At 71.7% G+C, this 18,027-nt stretch carries 14 protein-coding genes and 1 riboswitch; of the genes, 10 read left to right on the top strand and 4 right to left on the bottom strand.

The annotated features are described in order from the left end of the window. Positions 1-176: 176 nt before the first annotated feature. Positions 177-1,238 (top strand): GTP-binding protein, encoded by a 1,062-nt coding sequence (locus OHU34_RS11300; RefSeq protein WP_142266542.1) that lies wholly within the window; start codon positions 177-179, stop codon positions 1,236-1,238. Here the strand turns inward: OHU34_RS11300 and OHU34_RS11295 are convergent. Beyond that, complete coding sequence (locus OHU34_RS11295) at positions 1,235-3,709, bottom strand: DNA topoisomerase (ATP-hydrolyzing) subunit A (RefSeq protein ID WP_020125112.1); 2,475 nt, start codon at positions 3,707-3,709, stop codon at positions 1,235-1,237. The genes OHU34_RS11300 and OHU34_RS11295 overlap by 4 nt on opposite strands. A 270-nt stretch (positions 3,710-3,979) precedes the next feature. On the opposite strand from OHU34_RS11295, the gene OHU34_RS11290 reads away from it, so the two are divergent. From OHU34_RS11290 to OHU34_RS11275, 4 genes are all read left to right on the top strand, one after another. After that, positions 3,980-5,329, top strand: coding sequence for a pitrilysin family protein (locus OHU34_RS11290; protein WP_142266544.1), 1,350 nt, complete (start codon positions 3,980-3,982; stop codon positions 5,327-5,329). Then, positions 5,326-6,714, top strand: a complete 1,389-nt coding sequence (locus OHU34_RS11285) for a pitrilysin family protein (RefSeq protein ID WP_142266545.1) — start codon at positions 5,326-5,328, stop codon at positions 6,712-6,714. Before OHU34_RS11290 ends, OHU34_RS11285 begins: the two co-directional genes overlap by 4 nt. Positions 6,715-6,916: 202 nt before the next feature. Continuing rightward, a riboswitch (cyclic di-AMP (ydaO/yuaA leader) is annotated at positions 6,917-7,085 on the top strand. A 14-nt stretch (positions 7,086-7,099) separates the two neighbouring features. Then, positions 7,100-7,843 (top strand): M23 family metallopeptidase, encoded by a 744-nt coding sequence (locus OHU34_RS11280; RefSeq protein WP_142266546.1) that lies wholly within the window; start codon positions 7,100-7,102, stop codon positions 7,841-7,843. A 188-nt stretch (positions 7,844-8,031) separates the two neighbouring features. Beyond that, complete coding sequence (locus OHU34_RS11275) at positions 8,032-8,727, top strand: GntR family transcriptional regulator (RefSeq protein ID WP_054243641.1); 696 nt, start codon at positions 8,032-8,034, stop codon at positions 8,725-8,727. A gap of 226 nt (positions 8,728-8,953) precedes the next feature. Here the strand turns inward: OHU34_RS11275 and OHU34_RS11270 are convergent, their stop codons facing one another. Next, positions 8,954-9,235, bottom strand: a complete 282-nt coding sequence (locus OHU34_RS11270) for an HPr family phosphocarrier protein (RefSeq protein WP_020125117.1) — start codon at positions 9,233-9,235, stop codon at positions 8,954-8,956. A 177-nt stretch (positions 9,236-9,412) separates the two neighbouring features. Here OHU34_RS11270 and OHU34_RS11265 point away from each other — a divergent pair, with 177 nt between their 5' ends. The 4 genes from OHU34_RS11265 to OHU34_RS11250 all read left to right on the top strand — a co-directional run bounded on the left by OHU34_RS11265 (position 9,413) and on the right by OHU34_RS11250 (position 14,904). Next, on the top strand, positions 9,413-12,226 hold the full coding sequence (locus OHU34_RS11265) for a GNAT family N-acetyltransferase (RefSeq protein ID WP_405766139.1): 2,814 nt from the start codon (positions 9,413-9,415) through the stop codon (positions 12,224-12,226). 172 nt (positions 12,227-12,398) lie between these two features. Continuing rightward, positions 12,399-12,995: a DUF5998 family protein gene (locus OHU34_RS11260; RefSeq protein ID WP_054243638.1), complete on the top strand. Its 597-nt coding sequence runs from the start codon at positions 12,399-12,401 to the stop codon at positions 12,993-12,995. Then, positions 12,995-14,206 carry an alkaline phosphatase family protein gene (locus OHU34_RS11255; RefSeq protein ID WP_405766136.1) on the top strand — a complete coding sequence of 404 codons (1,212 nt, stop codon included), beginning with the start codon at positions 12,995-12,997 and terminating at the stop codon, positions 14,204-14,206. Before OHU34_RS11260 ends, OHU34_RS11255 begins: the two co-directional genes overlap by 1 nt. Before the next feature lie 50 nt (positions 14,207-14,256). Next, on the top strand, positions 14,257-14,904 hold the full coding sequence (locus tag OHU34_RS11250; protein WP_020125121.1) for a thymidine kinase: 648 nt from the start codon (positions 14,257-14,259) through the stop codon (positions 14,902-14,904). Here the strand turns inward: OHU34_RS11250 and OHU34_RS11245 are convergent. Beyond that, positions 14,901-15,731 (bottom strand): VOC family protein, encoded by an 831-nt coding sequence (locus OHU34_RS11245; protein WP_142266549.1) that lies wholly within the window; start codon positions 15,729-15,731, stop codon positions 14,901-14,903. The two genes, OHU34_RS11250 and OHU34_RS11245, sit on opposite strands and share 4 nt — an antisense overlap. Before the next feature lie 220 nt (positions 15,732-15,951). Here OHU34_RS11245 and OHU34_RS11240 point away from each other — a divergent pair, with 220 nt between their 5' ends. After that, positions 15,952-16,803 carry a sulfurtransferase gene (locus OHU34_RS11240; protein ID WP_142266550.1) on the top strand — a complete coding sequence of 284 codons (852 nt, stop codon included), beginning with the start codon at positions 15,952-15,954 and terminating at the stop codon, positions 16,801-16,803. 127 nt (positions 16,804-16,930) lie between these two features. On the opposite strand, the gene sepH is transcribed toward OHU34_RS11240, so the two are convergent. Next, on the bottom strand, positions 16,931-17,968 hold the full coding sequence (gene sepH, locus OHU34_RS11235; protein ID WP_142266551.1) for a septation protein SepH: 1,038 nt from the start codon (positions 17,966-17,968) through the stop codon (positions 16,931-16,933). Between the last annotated feature and the right edge of the window lie 59 nt (positions 17,969-18,027).

Raw genomic sequence — 18,027 nt, 5'->3', positions numbered from 1 at the left:
AGGGAAGCGAGGGTCGCACGCCCGGGCGCCTTGCCCAGGGTCTGCCCCGCGGGTGCTGCTAACAATCGTTCACTTCGCGGTCATTCCCACGGCTCGTATCCTGGGGCGGCATTCAATCCTCGTACGCGCGCCCGGGCCGCGCGCCGGTGCACGCGTAGGTTTCGGAAAGGTCGCACGTGTCGCAGAGCCGCAGTCCGCAGCAGATCCCGGTCGTCGTACTCGCCGGATTCCTCGGTTCCGGCAAGACGACCCTGCTCAACCATCTCCTGCACCGCAGCGGCGGCAGCCGCATCGGGGCGATCGTCAACGACTTCGGCGCCATCGAGATCGACGCCATGGCCGTGGCCGGTGCGCTCGGCGACTCCACCGTCTCCCTCGGCAACGGCTGTCTGTGCTGCGCCGTCGACGCGGGCGAACTCGACGTGTATCTCGAACGGCTCGCCGATCCGGCCGCCGGCATCGATGTCATCGTCATCGAGGCCAGCGGTCTCGCCGAGCCCGAGGAACTCGTGCGGATGGTGCTGGCCAGTGAGCACCCCGGCATCGTCTACGGCGGGCTCGTCGAAGTCGTCGACGCCGCCGAGTTCGACGAGACCCGGACGAAGCATCCCGGGATCGACCGGCACCTCGCCCTCGCCGACCTCGTCGTGGTGAACAAGCTCGACCGTGCGCCCGACGCCGACCGGGTCCTCGGGCTCGTGCGCTCCCTCACCGACCGGGCCGCCGTCGTCCCCGCCACCTACGGCCGTGTCGACCCCGAGTTCCTCTTCGACTGCCGGCCGGGCGAGGAGCGTGTCGGGCAGCTCTCCTTCGACGACCTGCACGACCACTCCGGGGACGAGCGCGCCGACCACCTCCACAGCTCCTACGACAGCCTCTCCTTCACCTCCGAAGTACCCCTCGGCCCCCGCCGGTTGATGGAGTTCCTCGACAGCAGGCCCGAGGGGCTGTACCGCATCAAGGGGTATGTCGACCTCGGTCCGCACGACCCGGCCAACCGGTACGCCGTGCACGCCGTCGGGCGCTTTCTCCGCTTCTACCCGGAGCCCTGGCCGGCCGCCGACGCCCGCCTGACCCAGCTCGTCCTCATCGGATCCGGCATCGACGCCGCCGCCCTCGGCAAGGAACTCGAGGCGTGCAAGGACGACGCCCCACACGCCGACGAGCACGGCATGTGGGGCGTCCTGCGCTACGTTCAGGCCCCCGACGACGAGGCCTTCCAGGAGGCCGAGGCCTAGACCGGCCCGGCCACCACCGAGACCGTCTTCGTCAGCGACACGCCCGAGCCGTCACGGCGCGGGTCCATCTCCGGCAACTCGGCCGGCAGGCCGTTCTTCTGCGCCGCCTTGGCAGGGACGGGACCGGCCCAGGCCAGGGACAGGCAGTCCTCGCCCTTCAGGAACCGCTGGCAGCGCACACCGCCCGTGGCACGTCCCTTGCGCGGGTACTGGTCGAACGGGGTGAGCTTGGCGGTCGTCTGGACGGAGTCGTCCAGGGTCCCGCGCGAGCCCGCGATCGTGAAGACCACCGCGTCCACCGCGGGGTCCACGGCCGTGAAGGAGATGACCTTCGCGCCCTCGGTGAGCTTGATGCCCGCCATGCCGCCCGCCGCGCGGCCCTGCGGACGCACCTGCGAGGCCTGATAGCGCAGCAACTGGGCGTCGTCGGCGATGAAGACCAGGTCCTCCTCGCCGGTACGCAGTTCGACGGCACCGACGATCCGGTCGCCGTCCCGCAGGGTGATGACCTCCAGCTCGTCCTTGTTGGTCGGGTAGTCGGGCACGACCCGCTTGACGACACCCTGTTCCGTGCCGATGGCCAGCCCCGGGGACGACTCGTCGAGCGTGGTCAGACAGATCACCGTCTCATCGCCCTCCAGGGAGACGAACTCCGCCAGCGGGGCGCCGCCCGAGAGGTTCGGCGCGGAGGCCGTGTCCGGGAGCTGCGGCAGGTCGACGACGTTGATCCGCAGCAGGCGGCCCGAGGAGGTGACGGCGCCGATCTCCCCGCGCGCGGTGGCCGACACCGCCGAGATGATCACATCGTGCTTGGTGCGCTTGCCGTCCCCGTCCTCGGCGTCCTCGGCGTTCTCCGTGAAGGGCTCGCCGTTCGCCGTGCGGGCCAGCAGGCCGGTGGAGGACAACAGGACACGGCACGGGTCGTCCGCGACCTGGAGGGGCACGGCGGTGGCCGTGGTACCCGACGACTCCAGCAGGACCGTACGGCGCTCGGTGCCGAACTTCTTGGCCACCGAGGCCAGTTCGGCCGAGACCAGCTTGCGCAGCTCCGCGTCCGAGTCCAGGATCCGGGTCAGCTCGGCGATCTCCTCGTTGAGCTTCTCCTTCTCCGCCTCCAGCTCGATGCGGTCGTACTTGGTGAGCCGGCGCAGCGGGGTGTCCAGGATGTACTGGGTCTGGATCTCCGACAGCGAGAAGCGCTCCATCAGGCGCTGCTTCGCCTCCGCGCTGTTGTCGCTGGAGCGGATCAGCCGGATGACCTCGTCGATGTCGACGAGCGCCGTCAGCAGGCCCTCCACCAGGTGCAGCCGGTCGCGGCGCTTGCTGCGGCGGAACTCGCTGCGGCGGCGCACCACGGTGAAGCGGTGGTCGAGGTAGACCTCCAGGAGCTCCTTGAGGCCCAGCGTGAGCGGCTGGCCGTCGACCAGCGCCACGTTGTTGATGCCGAAGGACTCCTCCATCGGGGTCAGCTTGTACAGCTGCTCCAGGACGGCCTCCGGCACGAAGCCGTTCTTGATCTCGATGACCAGGCGCAGACCGTGCGCGCGGTCGGTGAGGTCCTTGACATCGGCGATGCCCTGGATCTTCTTCGAGCCGACCAGGTCCTTGATCTTGGCGATGACCTTCTCGGGTCCGACGGTGAAGGGCAGTTCGGTGATGACCAGGCCCTTGCGGCGGGCCGTGACGGTCTCCACCGACACCGTGGCGCGGATCTTGAACGTGCCGCGGCCGTTCTCGTAGGCGTCGCGGATGCCGGAGAGGCCGACGATCCGGCCGCCGGTCGGCAGGTCGGGGCCCGGAACGTACTTCATCAGGGCGTCCAGATCCGCGCCGGGATAGCGGATCAGATGGCGGGCGGCCGCGATGACCTCGCCCAGGTTGTGCGGCGGCATGTTGGTGGCCATGCCGACCGCGATCCCGGACGCGCCGTTGACCAGCAGGTTCGGGAAGGCGGCGGGCAGTGCCACCGGCTCCTGCTCCTGGCCGTCGTAGTTGGGCGAGAAGTCGACCGTGTCCTCGTCGATCGACTCCGTCATCAGGCTCGTCGCCTGGGCCTGGCGGCACTCGGTGTACCGCATGGCGGCCGGCGGGTCGTCGTTGCCCAGCGAGCCGAAGTTGCCGTGGCCGTCGATCAGCGGCACCCGCATGGAGAAGGGCTGGGCCATGCGCACCAGGGCGTCGTAGATCGACGCGTCGCCGTGCGGGTGCAGCTTGCCCATGACCTCGCCGACGACCCGCGCGCACTTCACGTAGCCGCGCTCCGGGCGCAGGCCCATCTCGTTCATCTGGTAGACGATGCGGCGGTGCACCGGCTTGAGGCCGTCACGGGCGTCCGGCAGGGCGCGGGAGTAGATGACCGAGTACGCGTACTCGAGGAAGGAGCCCTGCATCTCGTCGACGACGTCGATGTCGAGGATCCGCTCCTCGAACGACTCGTCGGGCGGCGGGGTCTTCGTGCTGCGGCGGGCCATCGCTGCCGGCTCCTTGCTGGGGCGTGATACGGGATCTGACGCGGACCATTGTGGACCGTGGCACTGACAGCGCGGGCGAGGACCCGGCGTCGGCCGTCCGGCCCGAACGCAGAGGCATCTCCTCCACGGCTGCCCGCAGGCTACGCGATCTCGCTCTCGGCGTATGTCGTCCGGGAACTTCGCGGACCGTCCGCACGCTTGCATACAGTGGCAGGACCGGCAGGAAAACCGCGGTTTCGACGACCGCGTCCGCGATCGGAAGGGACGTACATGCCCATGGGTCACACGGCCACAGCCCAGGCAGGCTCCGGGGGCCTGACAGCGACCGAGCACCGTCTGGCCAACGGCCTGCGCGTGGTGCTCTCGGAGGACCACCTGACCCCCGTCGCGGCGGTGTGCCTCTGGTACGACGTCGGTTCACGCCATGAAGTCAAGGGGCGTACGGGTCTTGCTCACCTTTTCGAGCACCTGATGTTCCAGGGTTCCGGCCAGGTCAAGGGCAACGGACACTTCGAGCTGGTCCAGGGGGCCGGCGGCTCGCTCAACGGCACCACCAGCTTCGAGCGCACGAACTACTTCGAGACCATGCCCACCCACCAGCTGGAGCTCGCCCTCTGGCTGGAGGCCGACCGCATGGGCTCGCTGCTCACCGCGCTGGACGACGAGTCGATGGAGAACCAGCGCGACGTCGTCAAGAACGAGCGCCGTCAGCGCTACGACAACGTCCCCTACGGCACGGCCTTCGAGAAGCTGACCGCTCTCGCCTACCCGGACGGCCACCCGTACCACCACACGCCGATCGGCTCGATGGCCGACCTGGACGCGGCGACCCTGGAGGACGCACGCGCGTTCTTCCGCACGTACTACGCGCCCAACAACGCGGTCCTTTCCGTGGTCGGTGACATCGACCCGGAGCAGACCCTCGCCTGGGTCGAGAAGTACTTCGGCTCGATCCCGGGCCACGACGGCAAGCCCGCGCCCCGTGACGGCGGGCTGCCCGACGTCATCGGCGAGCAGCTGCGCGAGATCGTCGAGGAGGAGGTGCCGGCCCGCGCGCTGATGGCCGCCTACCGGCTGCCCGAGGACGGCACGCGTGCGTGCGACGCCGCCGACCTGGCGCTCACCGTCCTCGGCGGCGGCGAGTCCTCCCGCCTCTACAACCGGCTGGTGCGCCGTGACCGTACGGCCGTCGCGGCCGGCTTCGGCCTGCTGCGGCTCGCCGGAGCGCCCTCCCTGGGCTGGCTGGACGTGAAGACGTCCGGTGACGTCGAGGTGCCCGTCATCGAGGCCGCCATCGACGAGGAGCTCGCCCGGTTCGCCGAGGAGGGCCCCACGGCCGAGGAAATGGAGCGCGCCCAGGCGCAGTTGGAGCGCGAGTGGCTCGACCGGCTCGGCACGGTCGCCGGCCGCGCCGACGAACTGTGCCGGTTCGCCGTCCTGTTCGGCGACCCGCAGCTCGCCCTCAACGCAGTCCAGCGCGTGCTGGACGTGACGCCGCAGGAGGTGCAGGAGATCGCCAAGGCCCGCCTGCGCCCCGACAACCGCGCGGTGCTCGTCTACGAGCCGACCGCCGCCGAAGCCCCCGCCGACCAGGACGAGAACGAGGAGGCGGCCCGGTGACCGAGCTCGCCACGATGGACTTCCACCCCCAGCCCAGGGCGGGCGAGGCCAAGCCGTGGGCGTTCCCGGCGCCCGAGCGCACCGCGCTGGCCAACGGCCTGACCGTGCTGCACTGCCACCGTCCCGGCCAGCAGGTCGTCGCCGTGGAGATCCTCCTCGACGCGCCCCTGGACGCCGAACCGGCCGGCCTCGACGGCGTCGCCACGATCATGGCGCGGGCCTTCTCCGAGGGCACCGACAAGCACTCCGCCGAGGAGTTCGCCGCCGAACTGGAGCGCTGCGGCGCCACCCTGGACGCGCACGCGGATCACCCCGGTGTCCGGCTGAGCCTCGAAGTGCCGGCCTCGCGCCTGTCCAAGGCCCTCGGTCTGCTCGCCGACGCCCTCAGGGCCCCCGCGTTCGCCGACAGCGAGGTCGAGCGCCTCGTCCGCAACCGCCTGGACGAGATCCCGCACGAGCTGGCCAACCCCTCCCGGCGCGCCGCCAAGGAGCTCTCCAAGGAGCTGTTCCCGGCCACCGCGCGGATGTCGCGGCCGCGCCAGGGCACCGCGGAGACGGTCGAGAAGATCGACTCCGCCGCCGTACGCGCCTTCTACGACAAGCACGTCCGTCCCGCCACGGCCACCGCCGTGGTCGTCGGCGACCTCACCGGTGTCGACCTGGCGGTGCTCCTCGGCGACACCCTGGGTGCCTGGACGGGCTCCTCGGCCCAGCCGCGGCCCGTGCCGCCGGTGACCGCCGACGACGCCGGCCGGGTCGTCATCGTGGACCGTCCGGGCGCCGTGCAGACGCAGTTGCTGATCGGCCGGATCGGTGCCGACCGGCACGACCGCGTGTGGCCCGCGCAGGTGCTCGGCACGTACTGCCTCGGTGGCACCCTCACCTCCCGGCTGGACCGTGTCCTGCGCGAGGAGAAGGGCTACACCTACGGTGTCCGCGCGTTCGGGCAGGTGCTGCGGTCCGCCCCGGACGGCTCGGGCGCCGCGATGCTCGCCATCAGCGGCTCCGTCGACACCCCGAACACCGGCCCCGCTCTGGACGACCTGTGGAAGGTGCTGCGCACCCTCGCCGCCGAGGGGCTGACCGACGCCGAGCGTGACGTCGCCGTGCAGAACCTGGTCGGTGTGGCCCCGCTGAAGTTCGAGACCGCCGCGGCCGTCGCCGGCACGCTGGCGGACCAGGTCGAGCAGCACCTGCCCGACGACTTCCAGGCCACGCTGTACCAGCAGCTCGCCGCGACCGGCACGGTGGAGGCCACCGCGGCGGCCGTGAACGCCTTCCCGGTGGACCGGCTGGTGACCGTCCTCGTCGGTGACGCGGCCCAGATCAAGGAGCCGGTCGAGGCCCTCGGCATCGGCGAGGTGAAGGTCGTGTCCGCGGAGTAGTTCCCGGCAACGGCACGCGCGTGTGGGGGCCCTGGTCGACGAAAGCGTCACCAGGGCCTCCGTATGTCCGAATTGAGGCGGAGGTTGCCCGTCTGCCCTGTGGGATGCGCTACAAAAACCGGGATCCGTTTGAGGATTGAAACCCGCGCCGCTTAGCGTCATCCGGGCTGTTCGTCAGGCAGTGCGCCGCAGCCGCGGCACCGGACAGTCATCGCCGAGTCCCCGTACGGCGCGAGCCAGGGGAGCCGGGGACCCACTTGTGAAGTCCCTGGGGTGAATCGGACGCCCGCGCGTGAACGCGAGGGGGTCCGTAGGAGACCTTCCTGCTCCGAACCCGTCAGCTAACCCGGTAGGCGAGAGGGAAGGAAAGGACACCCCCAACTTCATGGCGTTCACCTGCGCCACCGGGAAGCACCGTCGGCCCAGCCGGATGCAGCGCACCAGCGTCCGCGCGGCGGGCATCGCGGCGCTCACCACCACCGGTGTCATGGCCACGGTCGCCTCCACCCCGGCCTTCGCCGCCGAGCCCACCCCCGAGCAGACCGGGCTGATCCCCGTGGTCACCGCCGGCGAGTCCGTCGTCGAGCAGATCGACGACCAGGTCGCCGTGCAGAAGCACGCGGCCTTCGAGGAGGCCGCCCGGCAGGCCGCCGCCAAGAAGGCCGTGGAGGAGCGCGAGGCACGCGTGCGTGCCGCCCGCGAGGCCGAGCGCAAGCGCCTCAACACCTTCGTGCTGCCGATCGCCGGTTCCTACGTCTCCACCGGCTACCAGGCCAGCAGTTCGCTGTGGTCCTCCGGCAGCCACACCGGCATCGACTTCCACGCCGCGAGCGGTACCTCCGTGCACGCGGTCGGCTCCGGCACCGTGGTCGAGGCCGGCTGGGGCGGGTCGTACGGCAACCAGATCGTCATCAAGATGCACGACGGGACGTACACCCAGTACGGTCACCTGTCGTCCCTCGCGGTGTCGGTGGGCCAGACGGTCACCCCGGGCGAGCGGATCGGCCTGTCCGGCGCCACCGGCAACGTCACCGGCCCGCATCTGCACTTCGAGGCCCGCACCACCGCGGAGTACGGCTCGGACATGGATCCGGTCGCCTACCTCCGCACGCACGGCGTGAACGTCTGACGACCCACGGCGACAGATCGTCTTGCCCCGGCCCTCCCGGCCGGGGCTTTCGCCGTTTTCGAGGCCCTGCTGTCCAAAAAATATCCCTGGATTCCGGCCCGCCATCGGAAATCCCCGCCCATTGCAATAGAGTCACGGAACACACGTCAATCGTCGACGTTTCACGGGGATTAAGGCGGAGGTCCGTCATGCGTATTCCGGCGCACTCGGTGTGCACGGCCATTCGGGACGACATCGTCGCGGGTGTCTACGAGCGCGGCAGCCGCCTCACCGAGGAACTCCTCGCCCGCCGCTACGGCGTTTCCCGCGTCCCCGTCCGAGAGGCGCTGCGCACGCTGGAGGCCGAGGGCTTCGTCGTCACGCGGCGGCACGCGGGCGCGTGCGTCGCGGAGCCGACCGAGCAGGAGGCCGCGGACCTGCTGGAGATGCGCATGCTCCTGGAGCCGCTCGGCGCCTCCCGGGCCGCCCAGCGGCGCACCGAGGCCCATCTGAAGGTGCTGCGCGGCCTCGTCCGGCTGGGCCAGGAGCGGGCCAGGCGGGGCAACAGCGAGGATCTGCGCTCTCTGGGGGGCTGGTTCCACGAGACGCTCGCCCAGTCCTCCGGGAGCCAGGCCCTGACGTCGATGCTCACCCAGCTGCGCCACAAGATCGCCTGGATGTACGCGGTGGAGGCTCCGGCGAACCCCGTGGAGTCCTGGGCGGAGCACGGCGCGATCGTGGATGCGGTGGCGCGCGGCGACGGCGAGCGTGCGCGGGCGATCACGGCGCTGCACACCGAGCGCGCGACGGGCGCGCACCGGCTGCGCTTTTCCGGCGGCCCCGAGCGCGCCGACCGTGTGAGGACTTCGCAACCTCCCGTAAACATGACGGGTCTGCGGCATTAACACGAGGGCCGTATACAAAGAGGGGATAATTCGCGGGGGATTATTTCTGCTGCCCGTAAAGGGAAATGCGAAGGGCTCGCCCGATAATTCGGACGAGCCCTTCGGGGTTTAGCGGGACGGCACCTTTGGAGCGACGAACACCGCCCCCGTCAATTGAGCACCCCCGAGGGCGCGCAACCACCTCCGCGAGTGCGGCGGCGGCTCAGGCGCAAAGGGGGCGGCGCGCTCAGACGGTCTCGGGGAGCTCCTCGAGACCCTCGGCGACCAGCTTCGCCAGACGGTCGAGGGCGGCGTCCGCGCCGTCGGCCTCGGAGGCGAGGACGATCTCCTCGCCGCCCTGGGCGCCCAGGCCGAGAACGGCCAGCATGGAGGCCGCGTTGACGGGGTTGCCGTCGGCCTTGGCGATCGTCACCGGGATACCTGCGGCCGTGGCGGCCCGGACGAAGATGGAAGCGGGGCGGGCGTGAAGGCCCTCGGCCCAGCCGACGTTGACGCGGCGCTCAGCCATGTGATGCTGCCCTTCAGTGTTCAGGTTGTCTAGACCAGTGTTCCACACGTGAAGCGTGTGAGGGAGGGGTCGTGTGTCCCCTCCCGACGTGGTCGTCGGATCGCGGCCTCGATCCGACGAATGTCCTCCACAGACTGCCTCGCGCCGTTGTCGTACGCGAGCCGTACTCTGGGCCCCATGCAGAGCGCGTCGGACCGGCACGAGTACCCCGCCCACTGGGAGGCCGACGTGGTGCTGCGCGACGGCGGCACCGCGCGCATCCGCCCCATCACCGTCGATGACGCCGAGCGCCTGGTCAGCTTCTACGAGCAGGTTTCGGACGAGTCGAAGTACTACCGCTTCTTCGCGCCCTACCCGCGCCTGTCCGACAAGGACGTCCACCGCTTCACGCACCACGACTTTGTGGACCGGGTGGGACTCGCGGCCACGGTCGGCGGCGAGTTCATCGCCACCGTACGCTATGACCGCATTGGTGCCGACGGCATGGCCGCCTCGGCGCCTGCCGACGAGGCCGAGGTCGCGTTCCTCGTCCAGGACGCCCACCAGGGCAGGGGCGTCGCCTCCGCGCTGCTCGAGCACATCGCGGCCGTGGCGCGCGAGCGGGGCATCCGCCGCTTCGCGGCCGAGGTGCTCCCCGCCAACAACAAGATGATCAAGGTGTTCACGGACGCCGGTTACACCCAGAAGCGCAGCTTCGAGGACGGCGTCGTACACCTGGAGTTCGGCCTCGAACCCACCGAGCGCTCCGTCGCCGTGCAGCGTGCGCGGGAACAGCGCGCCGAGGCGCACTCCGTGGGGCGGCTGCTGGCACCCGGTTCCGTGGCCGTCGTCGGCACCGGCCGCAGCCCCGGCGGTGTCGGCCGGAGCGTCCTCGGCAACCTCCGCGAGGCGGGCTTCACCGGGCGGCTGTACGCCGTGAACAAGGCCTTCCCCGAGGACCTGAAGGAACTGGACGGTGTGCCCGCCCACCGCTCGGTGCGCGACATAGCGGCGCCCGTCGACCTCGCGGTCGTCGCCGTCCCGGCGGAGCAGGTCGTCGAAGCCGTCACCGAGTGCGGCGAGCACGGCGTGCAGGGACTCGTGGTCCTCTCCGCCGGCTACGCCGAGAGCGGCCCCGAGGGGCGGGAGCGCCAGCGCGAACTCGTCCGGCACGCACGCGCGTACGGCATGCGGATCATCGGCCCCAATGCCTTCGGAGTCATCAACACCTCCCCCCAGGTGCGGCTGAACGCCTCCCTGGCTCCGGAGATGCCGAGACCCGGCCGGATCGGCCTGTTCGCCCAGTCCGGTGCCATCGGCATCGCCCTGTTGTCCCGCCTCCACCGGCGTGGCGGCGGCGTCACCGGCGTCACCGGCGTATCGACCTTCGTCTCCTCCGGCAACCGCGCGGACGTCTCGGGCAACGACGTCCTCCAGTACTGGTACGACGACCCCGACACCGACGTCGCCCTCATGTACCTGGAATCCATCGGCAACCCGCGCAAGTTCACCCGCCTCGCGCGGCGCACGGCGGCGGCCAAGCCCCTGGTGGTCGTCCAGGGCGCCGGTTCCGCCCCGCAGGGGCACGCCGTGCGGGCGACCCGGCTGCCCCACGCGACGGTGTCGGCGCTGCTGCGGCAGGCCGGCGTGATCCGCGTGGACACCATCACCGAACTGGTCGACGCGGGCCTGCTGCTCGCCCGTCAGCCGCTGCCGACGGGCCCGCGGGTGGCGATCCTCGGCAACTCCGAGTCGCTGGGCCTGCTGACGTACGACGCCTGTCTCTCGGAAGGGCTGCGTCCGCTGCCGCCGCTGGACCTGACGACCGAGGCGTCGGCCCAGGACTTCCACGCGGCGCTGGCCCGGGCGCTGGCCGACGAGACGTGCGACGCGGTGGTCGTGACGGCGATCCCTGCGATCGGGGAGAGGTCGCCCGGGGACGCGGAACTCGCGGAGGCCCTGCGGTCGGCCGCGGCGGCCGCTCCCGCCAAACCGGTGCTCGTCGTGCACGTGGAACTCGGCGGTCTCGCCATGGCGCTGTCCGCCGCGACGAGCACCGCACCGCGCGCCGAAGCGGCCCCACGCGCGCGTACCGACGTCCCCGACGGCGCGCAGCCGGTGCCCACCGCCGTCGCGGCACCCGAGGGAACGCACCTCATCCCCGCCTACCCCGCCGCCGAACGCGCCGTCCGCGCGCTCGCGGAGGCCGTCAAGTACGCCCATTGGCGGCGCGAGGCGGCCGACGCCGGCAAGGTGCCCGAGTACGAGGACATCGACGAGAAGGGCGCCGCCGAACTGATCGGCGGGCTCCTCGCGCGCGGGCAGGGCCTGACCCTCGGCACCGACGAGACGTGCGAGCTGCTCGGCCGCTACGGCATCCGCACCCGCCGGTCCATCCCGGCGCCCACCCCGGACGAGGCGGCACGGGCCGCGGCCGCCCTCGGCTACCCCGTCGCCCTCAAGGCCACCGCCCCGCACCTGCGGCACCGCGCCGACCTGGGCGGCGTACGGCTCGATGTACCCGACGAGGAGCAACTGCGCCGTTCGTACGCCGAGTTGACCGGGCTCTTCGGCAAGCCGGAGGAGATCCGCCCGGTCGTCCAGGCGATGGCACCGCGCGGGGTCGACACGGTAGTCCGCGCGGTGATCGACCCGGCGGCCGGAGCCGTACTGTCCTTCGGGCTCGCCGGGGCCGCCTCACAGCTGCTCGGAGACATGGCGCACCGGCTGGTTCCGGTCACCGACCGCGAGGCGACCTCGCTGATCCGGTCCATCCGGACCGCCCCGCTCCTCTTCGGCTGGCGCGGCTCGACACCCGTCGACACCGCCGCCCTCGAGGAACTGCTGCTGCGCGTGTCCCGGCTGGTCGACGACCACCCCGAGGTCGTCGCGGTCACCCTGGAGCCGGTCGTCGTCGCCCCGCACGGGCTGAGCGTCCTCGGCGCCTCCGTCCGCCTCGCACCCCCGCCGGCGCGCGACGACCTCGGACCGAGGACGCTGCCCACGTACTGAGCGGACCGCCCGGGAGTGCGTCGTCGGGCACGCGCGCGAGGACGTGCCTCCCGGGCAGCGGCTCACTCCGGGGAGGCGCGTCCCACGGAGCACGGACGGAGCGCGCCCCCGCCGCCGCCGACCTACCGAAGGGGTCCTGAGCGGTGCCTCGCAGTCGGTGGGTCCCCGTAGGATGGAGGGCATGGCCAAGACCAGTACGACGACCCAGGGGCTGCGCGCGGCGATCGAGCGCAGCGGCTACTACCCGGCCCTCGTGGCCGAGGCGGTGGAGGCCGCTGTGGGCGGCGAGCCGATCCGGTCGTACCTGGTCCACCAGGAGACCACGTTCGACCAGAACGAGGTGCGCCGGCATGTGACCGTGCTGGTCCTCACCGGCAACCGCTTCATCGTCAGCCACACCGACGAGCAGGCTGCCGACACCACCTCCCCGACGCCGTACGCCACGACGTCCACGGAGTCCGTGAAGCTCGGCCGGATCTCGTCCGTCGTCCTCAGCAGGGTGGTCGCCAACCCGGAGTCGTACACGCCGGGCACCCTGCCGCGCGAGATCGTGCTGACCATCGGCTGGGGCGCGGTCTCCCGTATCGACCTGGAGCCGGCCGCGTGCGGTGACCCCAACTGCGACGCCGACCACGGCTACACCGGCAGCTCCACGGCGGACGACCTCAGCCTGCGCGTGAGCGAGGCCGGCGACGGCCCGGAGACGGTCCGCCAGGCGCTCGTCTTCGCGCAGTCGCTGTCCGAGGCGACAGCGGACGTAACCCGCTGATGTCGCGCTCCGTGCCCACCCCCTTCGACTCCGCCCCCTGGGAGTTCCCCGAGCCGCTCGCGGTCGGCTCCGCGCCCGTCCCGGAGTACGGTTCCGGCTCCCTCGCCGACCTGCTGCCCACGCTGGCCGCGGGGATGGGCGTACCCGGCACGACCGCGGCGATCCCGGAGCTGACCCCGGCCGACCGCAACTGCGTCTTCCTGATCGACGGCCTCGGCTGGGAGCAGATCAAGGACCACCCCGACGAGGCGCCCTATCTCCACGCGCTGCTCGGCAGCTCGCGCGGCGGCACCGGACGTCCGCTCACCGCCGGCTACCCGGCGACCACCGCGACCTCCCTCGCCTCCGTCGGCACCGGCCTTCCCCCGGGCGCGCACGGCCTGCCCGGCTACACCGTGCGCAACCCGGCGACCGGCGCCCTGATGAACCAGCTCCGCTGGCAGCCGTGGACGGCCCCGGGCGCCTGGCAGCCGTACCCCACCGTCTTCCAACTCGCCCACGAGGCGGGTGTGCACGCCGCCCAGGTGTCGTCCCCCACCTTCCAGAACACCCCGCTGACCAAGGTCGCGCTCAGCGGCGGAACGTTTCACGGGCGGCTGACCGGCGAGGAGCGCATGGACTTCGCCGCCGAGCAACTCGCCGCCGGTGACCGCTCCCTCGTCTACACGTACTACGCGGAACTGGACGGCGCCGGGCACCGCTACGGCGTCGCCTCCGACACCTGGCGCGGTCAGCTCATGTACGTCGACCGGCTCGTCCAGCGCCTCGCCGAGCAACTCCCGCCGCGCAGCGCGCTCTACGTCACCGCCGACCACGGCATGGTCGACGTGCCCTTCGACGAGGAGCACCGCATCGACTTCGACGCGGACTGGGAGCTGCGCGCCGGGGTCGCCCTGCTGGGCGGCGAGGGCCGCGCCCGCCATGTCTACGCCGTACCGGGCGCCGAGAACGACGTCCTGACCTGCTGGCGCGAGGTGCTCGGCGAGCAGTTCTGGATCGCCTCGCGCGACGAGGCGATCTCCGCGGGCTGGTTCGGGCCGCAGGTCGACGAGCGGGTGTACGCCCGCCTCGGCGACGTGGTCGCGGCCGCCCGGGACGACGTGCTGATCATCGCCTCCGAACGGGAGCCCAAGGAGTCGGCGATGGTCGGCAACCACGGCTCGATGACCCCTGCCGAGCAGTTGGTCCCGCTGCTCGAAGTACGCTCCTGACGCCCAGAACCGTTTCTTCTCCACCTTCACCGAAAGGCGCTCAACTCCCCATGCCCGAGCTGGTTTTCTTCTCCGGAACCATGGACTGCGGGAAGTCGACGCTGGCTCTCCAGATAGAGCACAACCGCTCCTCGCGCGGTCTCCAGGGCATGATCTTCACGCGGGACGACCGCGCGGGCGAGGGCAAGCTGTCCTCCCGCCTGGGCCTGGTCACCGACGCCGTCGAGGTCGAGGACGGTCAGGACCTCTACGCCTCCCTCGTCGACCACCTCTCGCAGGGCGGCCGCGCGGACTACGTGATCGCGGACGAGGCGCAGTTCCTGGCCGAGGAGCAGATCGACCAGCTCGCGCGCGTGGTCGACGACCTGGACATCGACGTCTACGCCTTCGGGATCACGACCGACTTCCGCTCCAAGCTGTTCCCCGGCTCCCAGCGGCTGGTCGAACTCGCCGACCGCGTCGAGGTCCTCCAGGTCGAGGCCCTGTGCTGGTGCGGCGCCCGCGCCACGCACAACGCCCGCACCGTGGGCGGGGTCATGGTCGTGGAGGGCGCCCAGGTCGTCGTCGGAGACGTCGACCAGGCGGACACGGTCGGCTACGAGGTCCTGTGCAGGCGCCACCACCGCCGCCGTATGACCTCGGCGTCGGCACGGGCGGCGGCCCTGTCGCCGGACGTGCTGCCGGTGCAGCCGGTCTAGCCGCCGGCGGCTTCGGGGACCGCCCGTCGACGAGGTCCCTGGATCAGGGAGAAGCGGGCCCCCTCGGGGTCGGCCACGCCCGCCACGCGCCCGTGCTCGCTGTCCTGGGCCGGCTCGAGGACCTGCCCGCCGAGATCGACGACGAGGCCGAGCGCCGCGTCCGTGTCGGCCACCTCGAAGTACGTCGTCCAGTGCGGGCCCCGGTCCCGGGGCAGTGCGGCGCCCACCCCGTGGATACCGGCGACCGGGTGGCCGGCGACGTGCAGGGTCATGTGGTCGAAGTCGGCGGACACCACTGTCTCCTCGTAGCCGAAGACCGTCTCGTAGAACTTGCGGACGCCCGCGGCCTCGTAGGTCGTCAGCTCGTTCCAGGCGGGGGTGCCGGGCACGCCGGTGATGGTGGTGCCGACGTGGGCCGCCGCCTGCCAGACGCCGAAGACGGCGCCGGAGGGGTCGGAGCCGATGGCCAGCCGTCCGGCGTCGGAGGCGTCCAGCGGGCCGACCCCGATCGTGCCGCCGCACAGCCGGACCGTTTCGGCAGTCGTGTCCACGTCGTCCGAGGCGAAGTAGGGCGTCCAGGCGACCGGGAGGTGGCGGTCCGGGGGCAGCTGACCGATCCCGGCCACCTCGCGGCCGTCGAGCAGCGCCCGCACATAGGGGCCCAACTGCTGTGGACCGGGCTGGAACTCCCAGCCGAACAGCTCGCCGTAGAACTCCTGCGTCGCGGTCAACCCGTGCGCCATCAGACTCACCCAGCAGGGTGTACCGGGCGCGTACCGGGCGTGTGCTGCGCCGATCGGGCCGGCCGACCCACCTGCCTCGGTCATCGTCACTCTCTCCTCAGCCCCTTGCGGTGGCCGCGTCGCTTCCGCCCTCGGAGGATGCCTGATAGGGGGTTTCTCGTTGGTTTACGCGCGGTTGTCGCTGTATGTCGATCGCCTGTACGGTATGTGCTCGATCCCGCACGCCGCGTGATCGAGCCTGTCCGGCCGAGCAGAGTAGCCGGACATGAGCGATGGGGCCACCCCGTGCGCGAGGATGGTGACCATGAACGCCATCATCACCGCATCGGAACTGGCCGGCGACCTGGCGGGGGAGAACCCGCCCGTCGTCCTCGACGTCCGCTGGCAGCTCAGCGTGGCGAAGGCGGCGGGGGAGCCGCCGTTCGACGGGCGGGCCGCGTACGAGGCCGGGCATGTGCCCGGCGCGGTCTATGTCGACCTGGACCGGGAGCTCGCGGGCGCCCCGGGCGGCCGCGGCCGGCATCCGCTGCCCGACATCGCGCTGTTCGGTTCCGCGATGCGCCGGGCGGGTGTCTCGGCGGGTAGGCCGGTGGTCGTGTACGACGGCGGGCAGGGCTGGGCGGCGGCCCGCGCGTGGTGGCTGCTGCGCTGGACGGGTCACCCGGACGTGCGGGTCCTCGACGGCGGGTTGCCATCGTGGCAGGGAGAACTCTCGGACGACGTCCCCGCGCGCGTGGAGGGCGATTTCGAACCGGTGCCGGGCACCACGGGACTCCTCGACGCCGACGGGGCCGCCGCTCTCGCCGGCTCCGGAGTGCTGTTCGACGCCCGCGCGGGGGAGCGGTACCGGGGTGAGGTCGAGCCGATCGACCGGGTCGGCGGGCACATTCCGGGTGCCGTCTCCGCGCCCACGAACGACAACGTGGGTCCGGACGGCCACTTCCTGTCCGCCGAGGAGCTGAGGGACCGCTTCAAGGCGCTGGGGGCATCCGACGGCACGGAGGTCGGCGTCTACTGCGGCTCGGGCGTCTCCGGCGCCCACGAGGTGCTGGCCCTGGCGGTGGCGGGCATTCCTGCGGCCCTGTACGTCGGCTCCTGGTCGGAGTGGTCCTCGGACCCGGCCCGGCCCGTCGCGGTGGGGCCCGGCCCCCGGTAGTCCCGGCGCGCGGACACGTGGGGGAGGGCCGCACCGAACAGGTGCGGCCCTCCCCCACGTATGTACAGGTGTGCCCACCGGATTCCGTGAACCGGCCGACGCCTCGGGCGAGTTGCCCGAGGGCCGGTTACTCCTGCTTCTTCCGCCGGGTGCCGAACACGATCTCGTCCCAGCTCGGCACCGCGGCCCGGCGGCCCGGACGGACGCCGTCCGCCTCGGCCTGACGGTCGGTGGCGCCGACGAGACGGTCGCGGTGGCTGCCGACGGAACGCGGCATGAGGACGTCCGCGTAGGCGGATCCGGCGGAGGCGGCCGGCGCCGGGGGTTCCTCGGCGGCGGGCTCCTGCTCGTCGGGCTCCTCCGGGGCGGGCTCGACCGGACGTTCCGGGACGACCATGTCGCCACGGAAGCTCGGCACCGCCTCCAACAGGCTGGTCAGCGAGTCGCGTTCCCGTTCGCCGGTGCTTTCCTCGGTCGGCTCGGACGGCTGGGCCGGCAGGCTGGGCCGATCGAGCGCGCGGTCCAGCGGACGGTCGCGCGGCAGCCGTGCGATGCGCGGGACGAACGGAAAACTGGGCTCGGGAGCGGCCAGGTCGTCGGACTCGCCGATCAGCGAACGCGCCTCGTCGTCGACGGCCTGGACGAGCCGCCGGGGCGGGTCGTACGTCCAGCTCGCCGAGTGCGGCTCGCCCGCGACCAGGTAGACCAGCAGGACTTCCCAGGTGCCGTCGTCGCGACGCCACGAGTCCCACTGGACGGTGTCCTTGTCGGCGCCGCGCAGCAGCAGCCGTTCCTGGACGGCCTCGCCGAGTTGAGGTCCGGCGTTCTCGCCGGGCCGACGGACCGGAGTCTTCCGGGCCCGCTCGGCCATGAAGGCGCGCTCGGCCAGCACGGGGCCCTCGAAGCGGCGCACACGGTCGACGGGAATGCCGGCCATCTGGGCGACTTCTTCCGCGGTGGCACCGGCGCGTATACGCGCCTGGATGTCACGGGGGCGGAGATGGCTCTCCACCTCGATCTCGATCTGGCCGAGGCGGGGACGGTCGCCGCGGACGGCGGCGCGCAGACGCTCATCGATCGGAAGCGTGTACTCCGTGCTGTCCGCAGCCTTCAGCACCAGCCGTGTGCCGTCATTCGAGACGGCCACGACACGCAGTTCGGGCATGGGGACCTCCCGGGTGGTGCCTGCCGACGTCACGTGCGTCGCTGCTTCCGCTAGTCGAG

Origin of the sequence: Streptomyces sp. NBC_00080 (genome assembly GCF_045041255.1) — a bacterium.
Lineage (GTDB): Bacteria > Actinomycetota > Actinomycetes > Streptomycetales > Streptomycetaceae > Streptomyces > Streptomyces coriariae.
Note: the sequence above shows the minus strand (reverse complement) of the source record. Positions and strands in the feature narration are given on the sequence as shown.

Excerpts from the sequence above, each read along its gene's own strand:
- OHU34_RS11295 (WP_020125112.1), bottom strand. The coding sequence starts at position 3,709 with ATGGCCCGCCGCAGCACGAAGACCCCGCCGCCCGACGAGTCGTTCGAG.
- OHU34_RS11290 (WP_142266544.1), top strand. The coding sequence starts at position 3,980 with ATGCCCATGGGTCACACGGCCACAGCCCAGGCAGGCTCCGGGGGCCTG.
- OHU34_RS11280 (WP_142266546.1), top strand. The coding sequence starts at position 7,100 with ATGGCGTTCACCTGCGCCACCGGGAAGCACCGTCGGCCCAGCCGGATG.
- OHU34_RS11275 (WP_054243641.1), top strand. The coding sequence starts at position 8,032 with ATGCGTATTCCGGCGCACTCGGTGTGCACGGCCATTCGGGACGACATC.
- OHU34_RS11270 (WP_020125117.1), bottom strand. The coding sequence starts at position 9,235 with ATGGCTGAGCGCCGCGTCAACGTCGGCTGGGCCGAGGGCCTTCACGCC.
- OHU34_RS11265 (WP_405766139.1), top strand. The coding sequence starts at position 9,413 with ATGCAGAGCGCGTCGGACCGGCACGAGTACCCCGCCCACTGGGAGGCC.
- OHU34_RS11260 (WP_054243638.1), top strand. The coding sequence starts at position 12,399 with ATGGAGGGCATGGCCAAGACCAGTACGACGACCCAGGGGCTGCGCGCG.
- OHU34_RS11255 (WP_405766136.1), top strand. The coding sequence starts at position 12,995 with ATGTCGCGCTCCGTGCCCACCCCCTTCGACTCCGCCCCCTGGGAGTTC.
- OHU34_RS11250 (WP_020125121.1), top strand. The coding sequence starts at position 14,257 with ATGCCCGAGCTGGTTTTCTTCTCCGGAACCATGGACTGCGGGAAGTCG.
- OHU34_RS11245 (WP_142266549.1), bottom strand. The coding sequence starts at position 15,731 with ATGACCGAGGCAGGTGGGTCGGCCGGCCCGATCGGCGCAGCACACGCC.
- OHU34_RS11240 (WP_142266550.1), top strand. The coding sequence starts at position 15,952 with ATGAACGCCATCATCACCGCATCGGAACTGGCCGGCGACCTGGCGGGG.
- sepH (WP_142266551.1), bottom strand. The coding sequence starts at position 17,968 with ATGCCCGAACTGCGTGTCGTGGCCGTCTCGAATGACGGCACACGGCTG.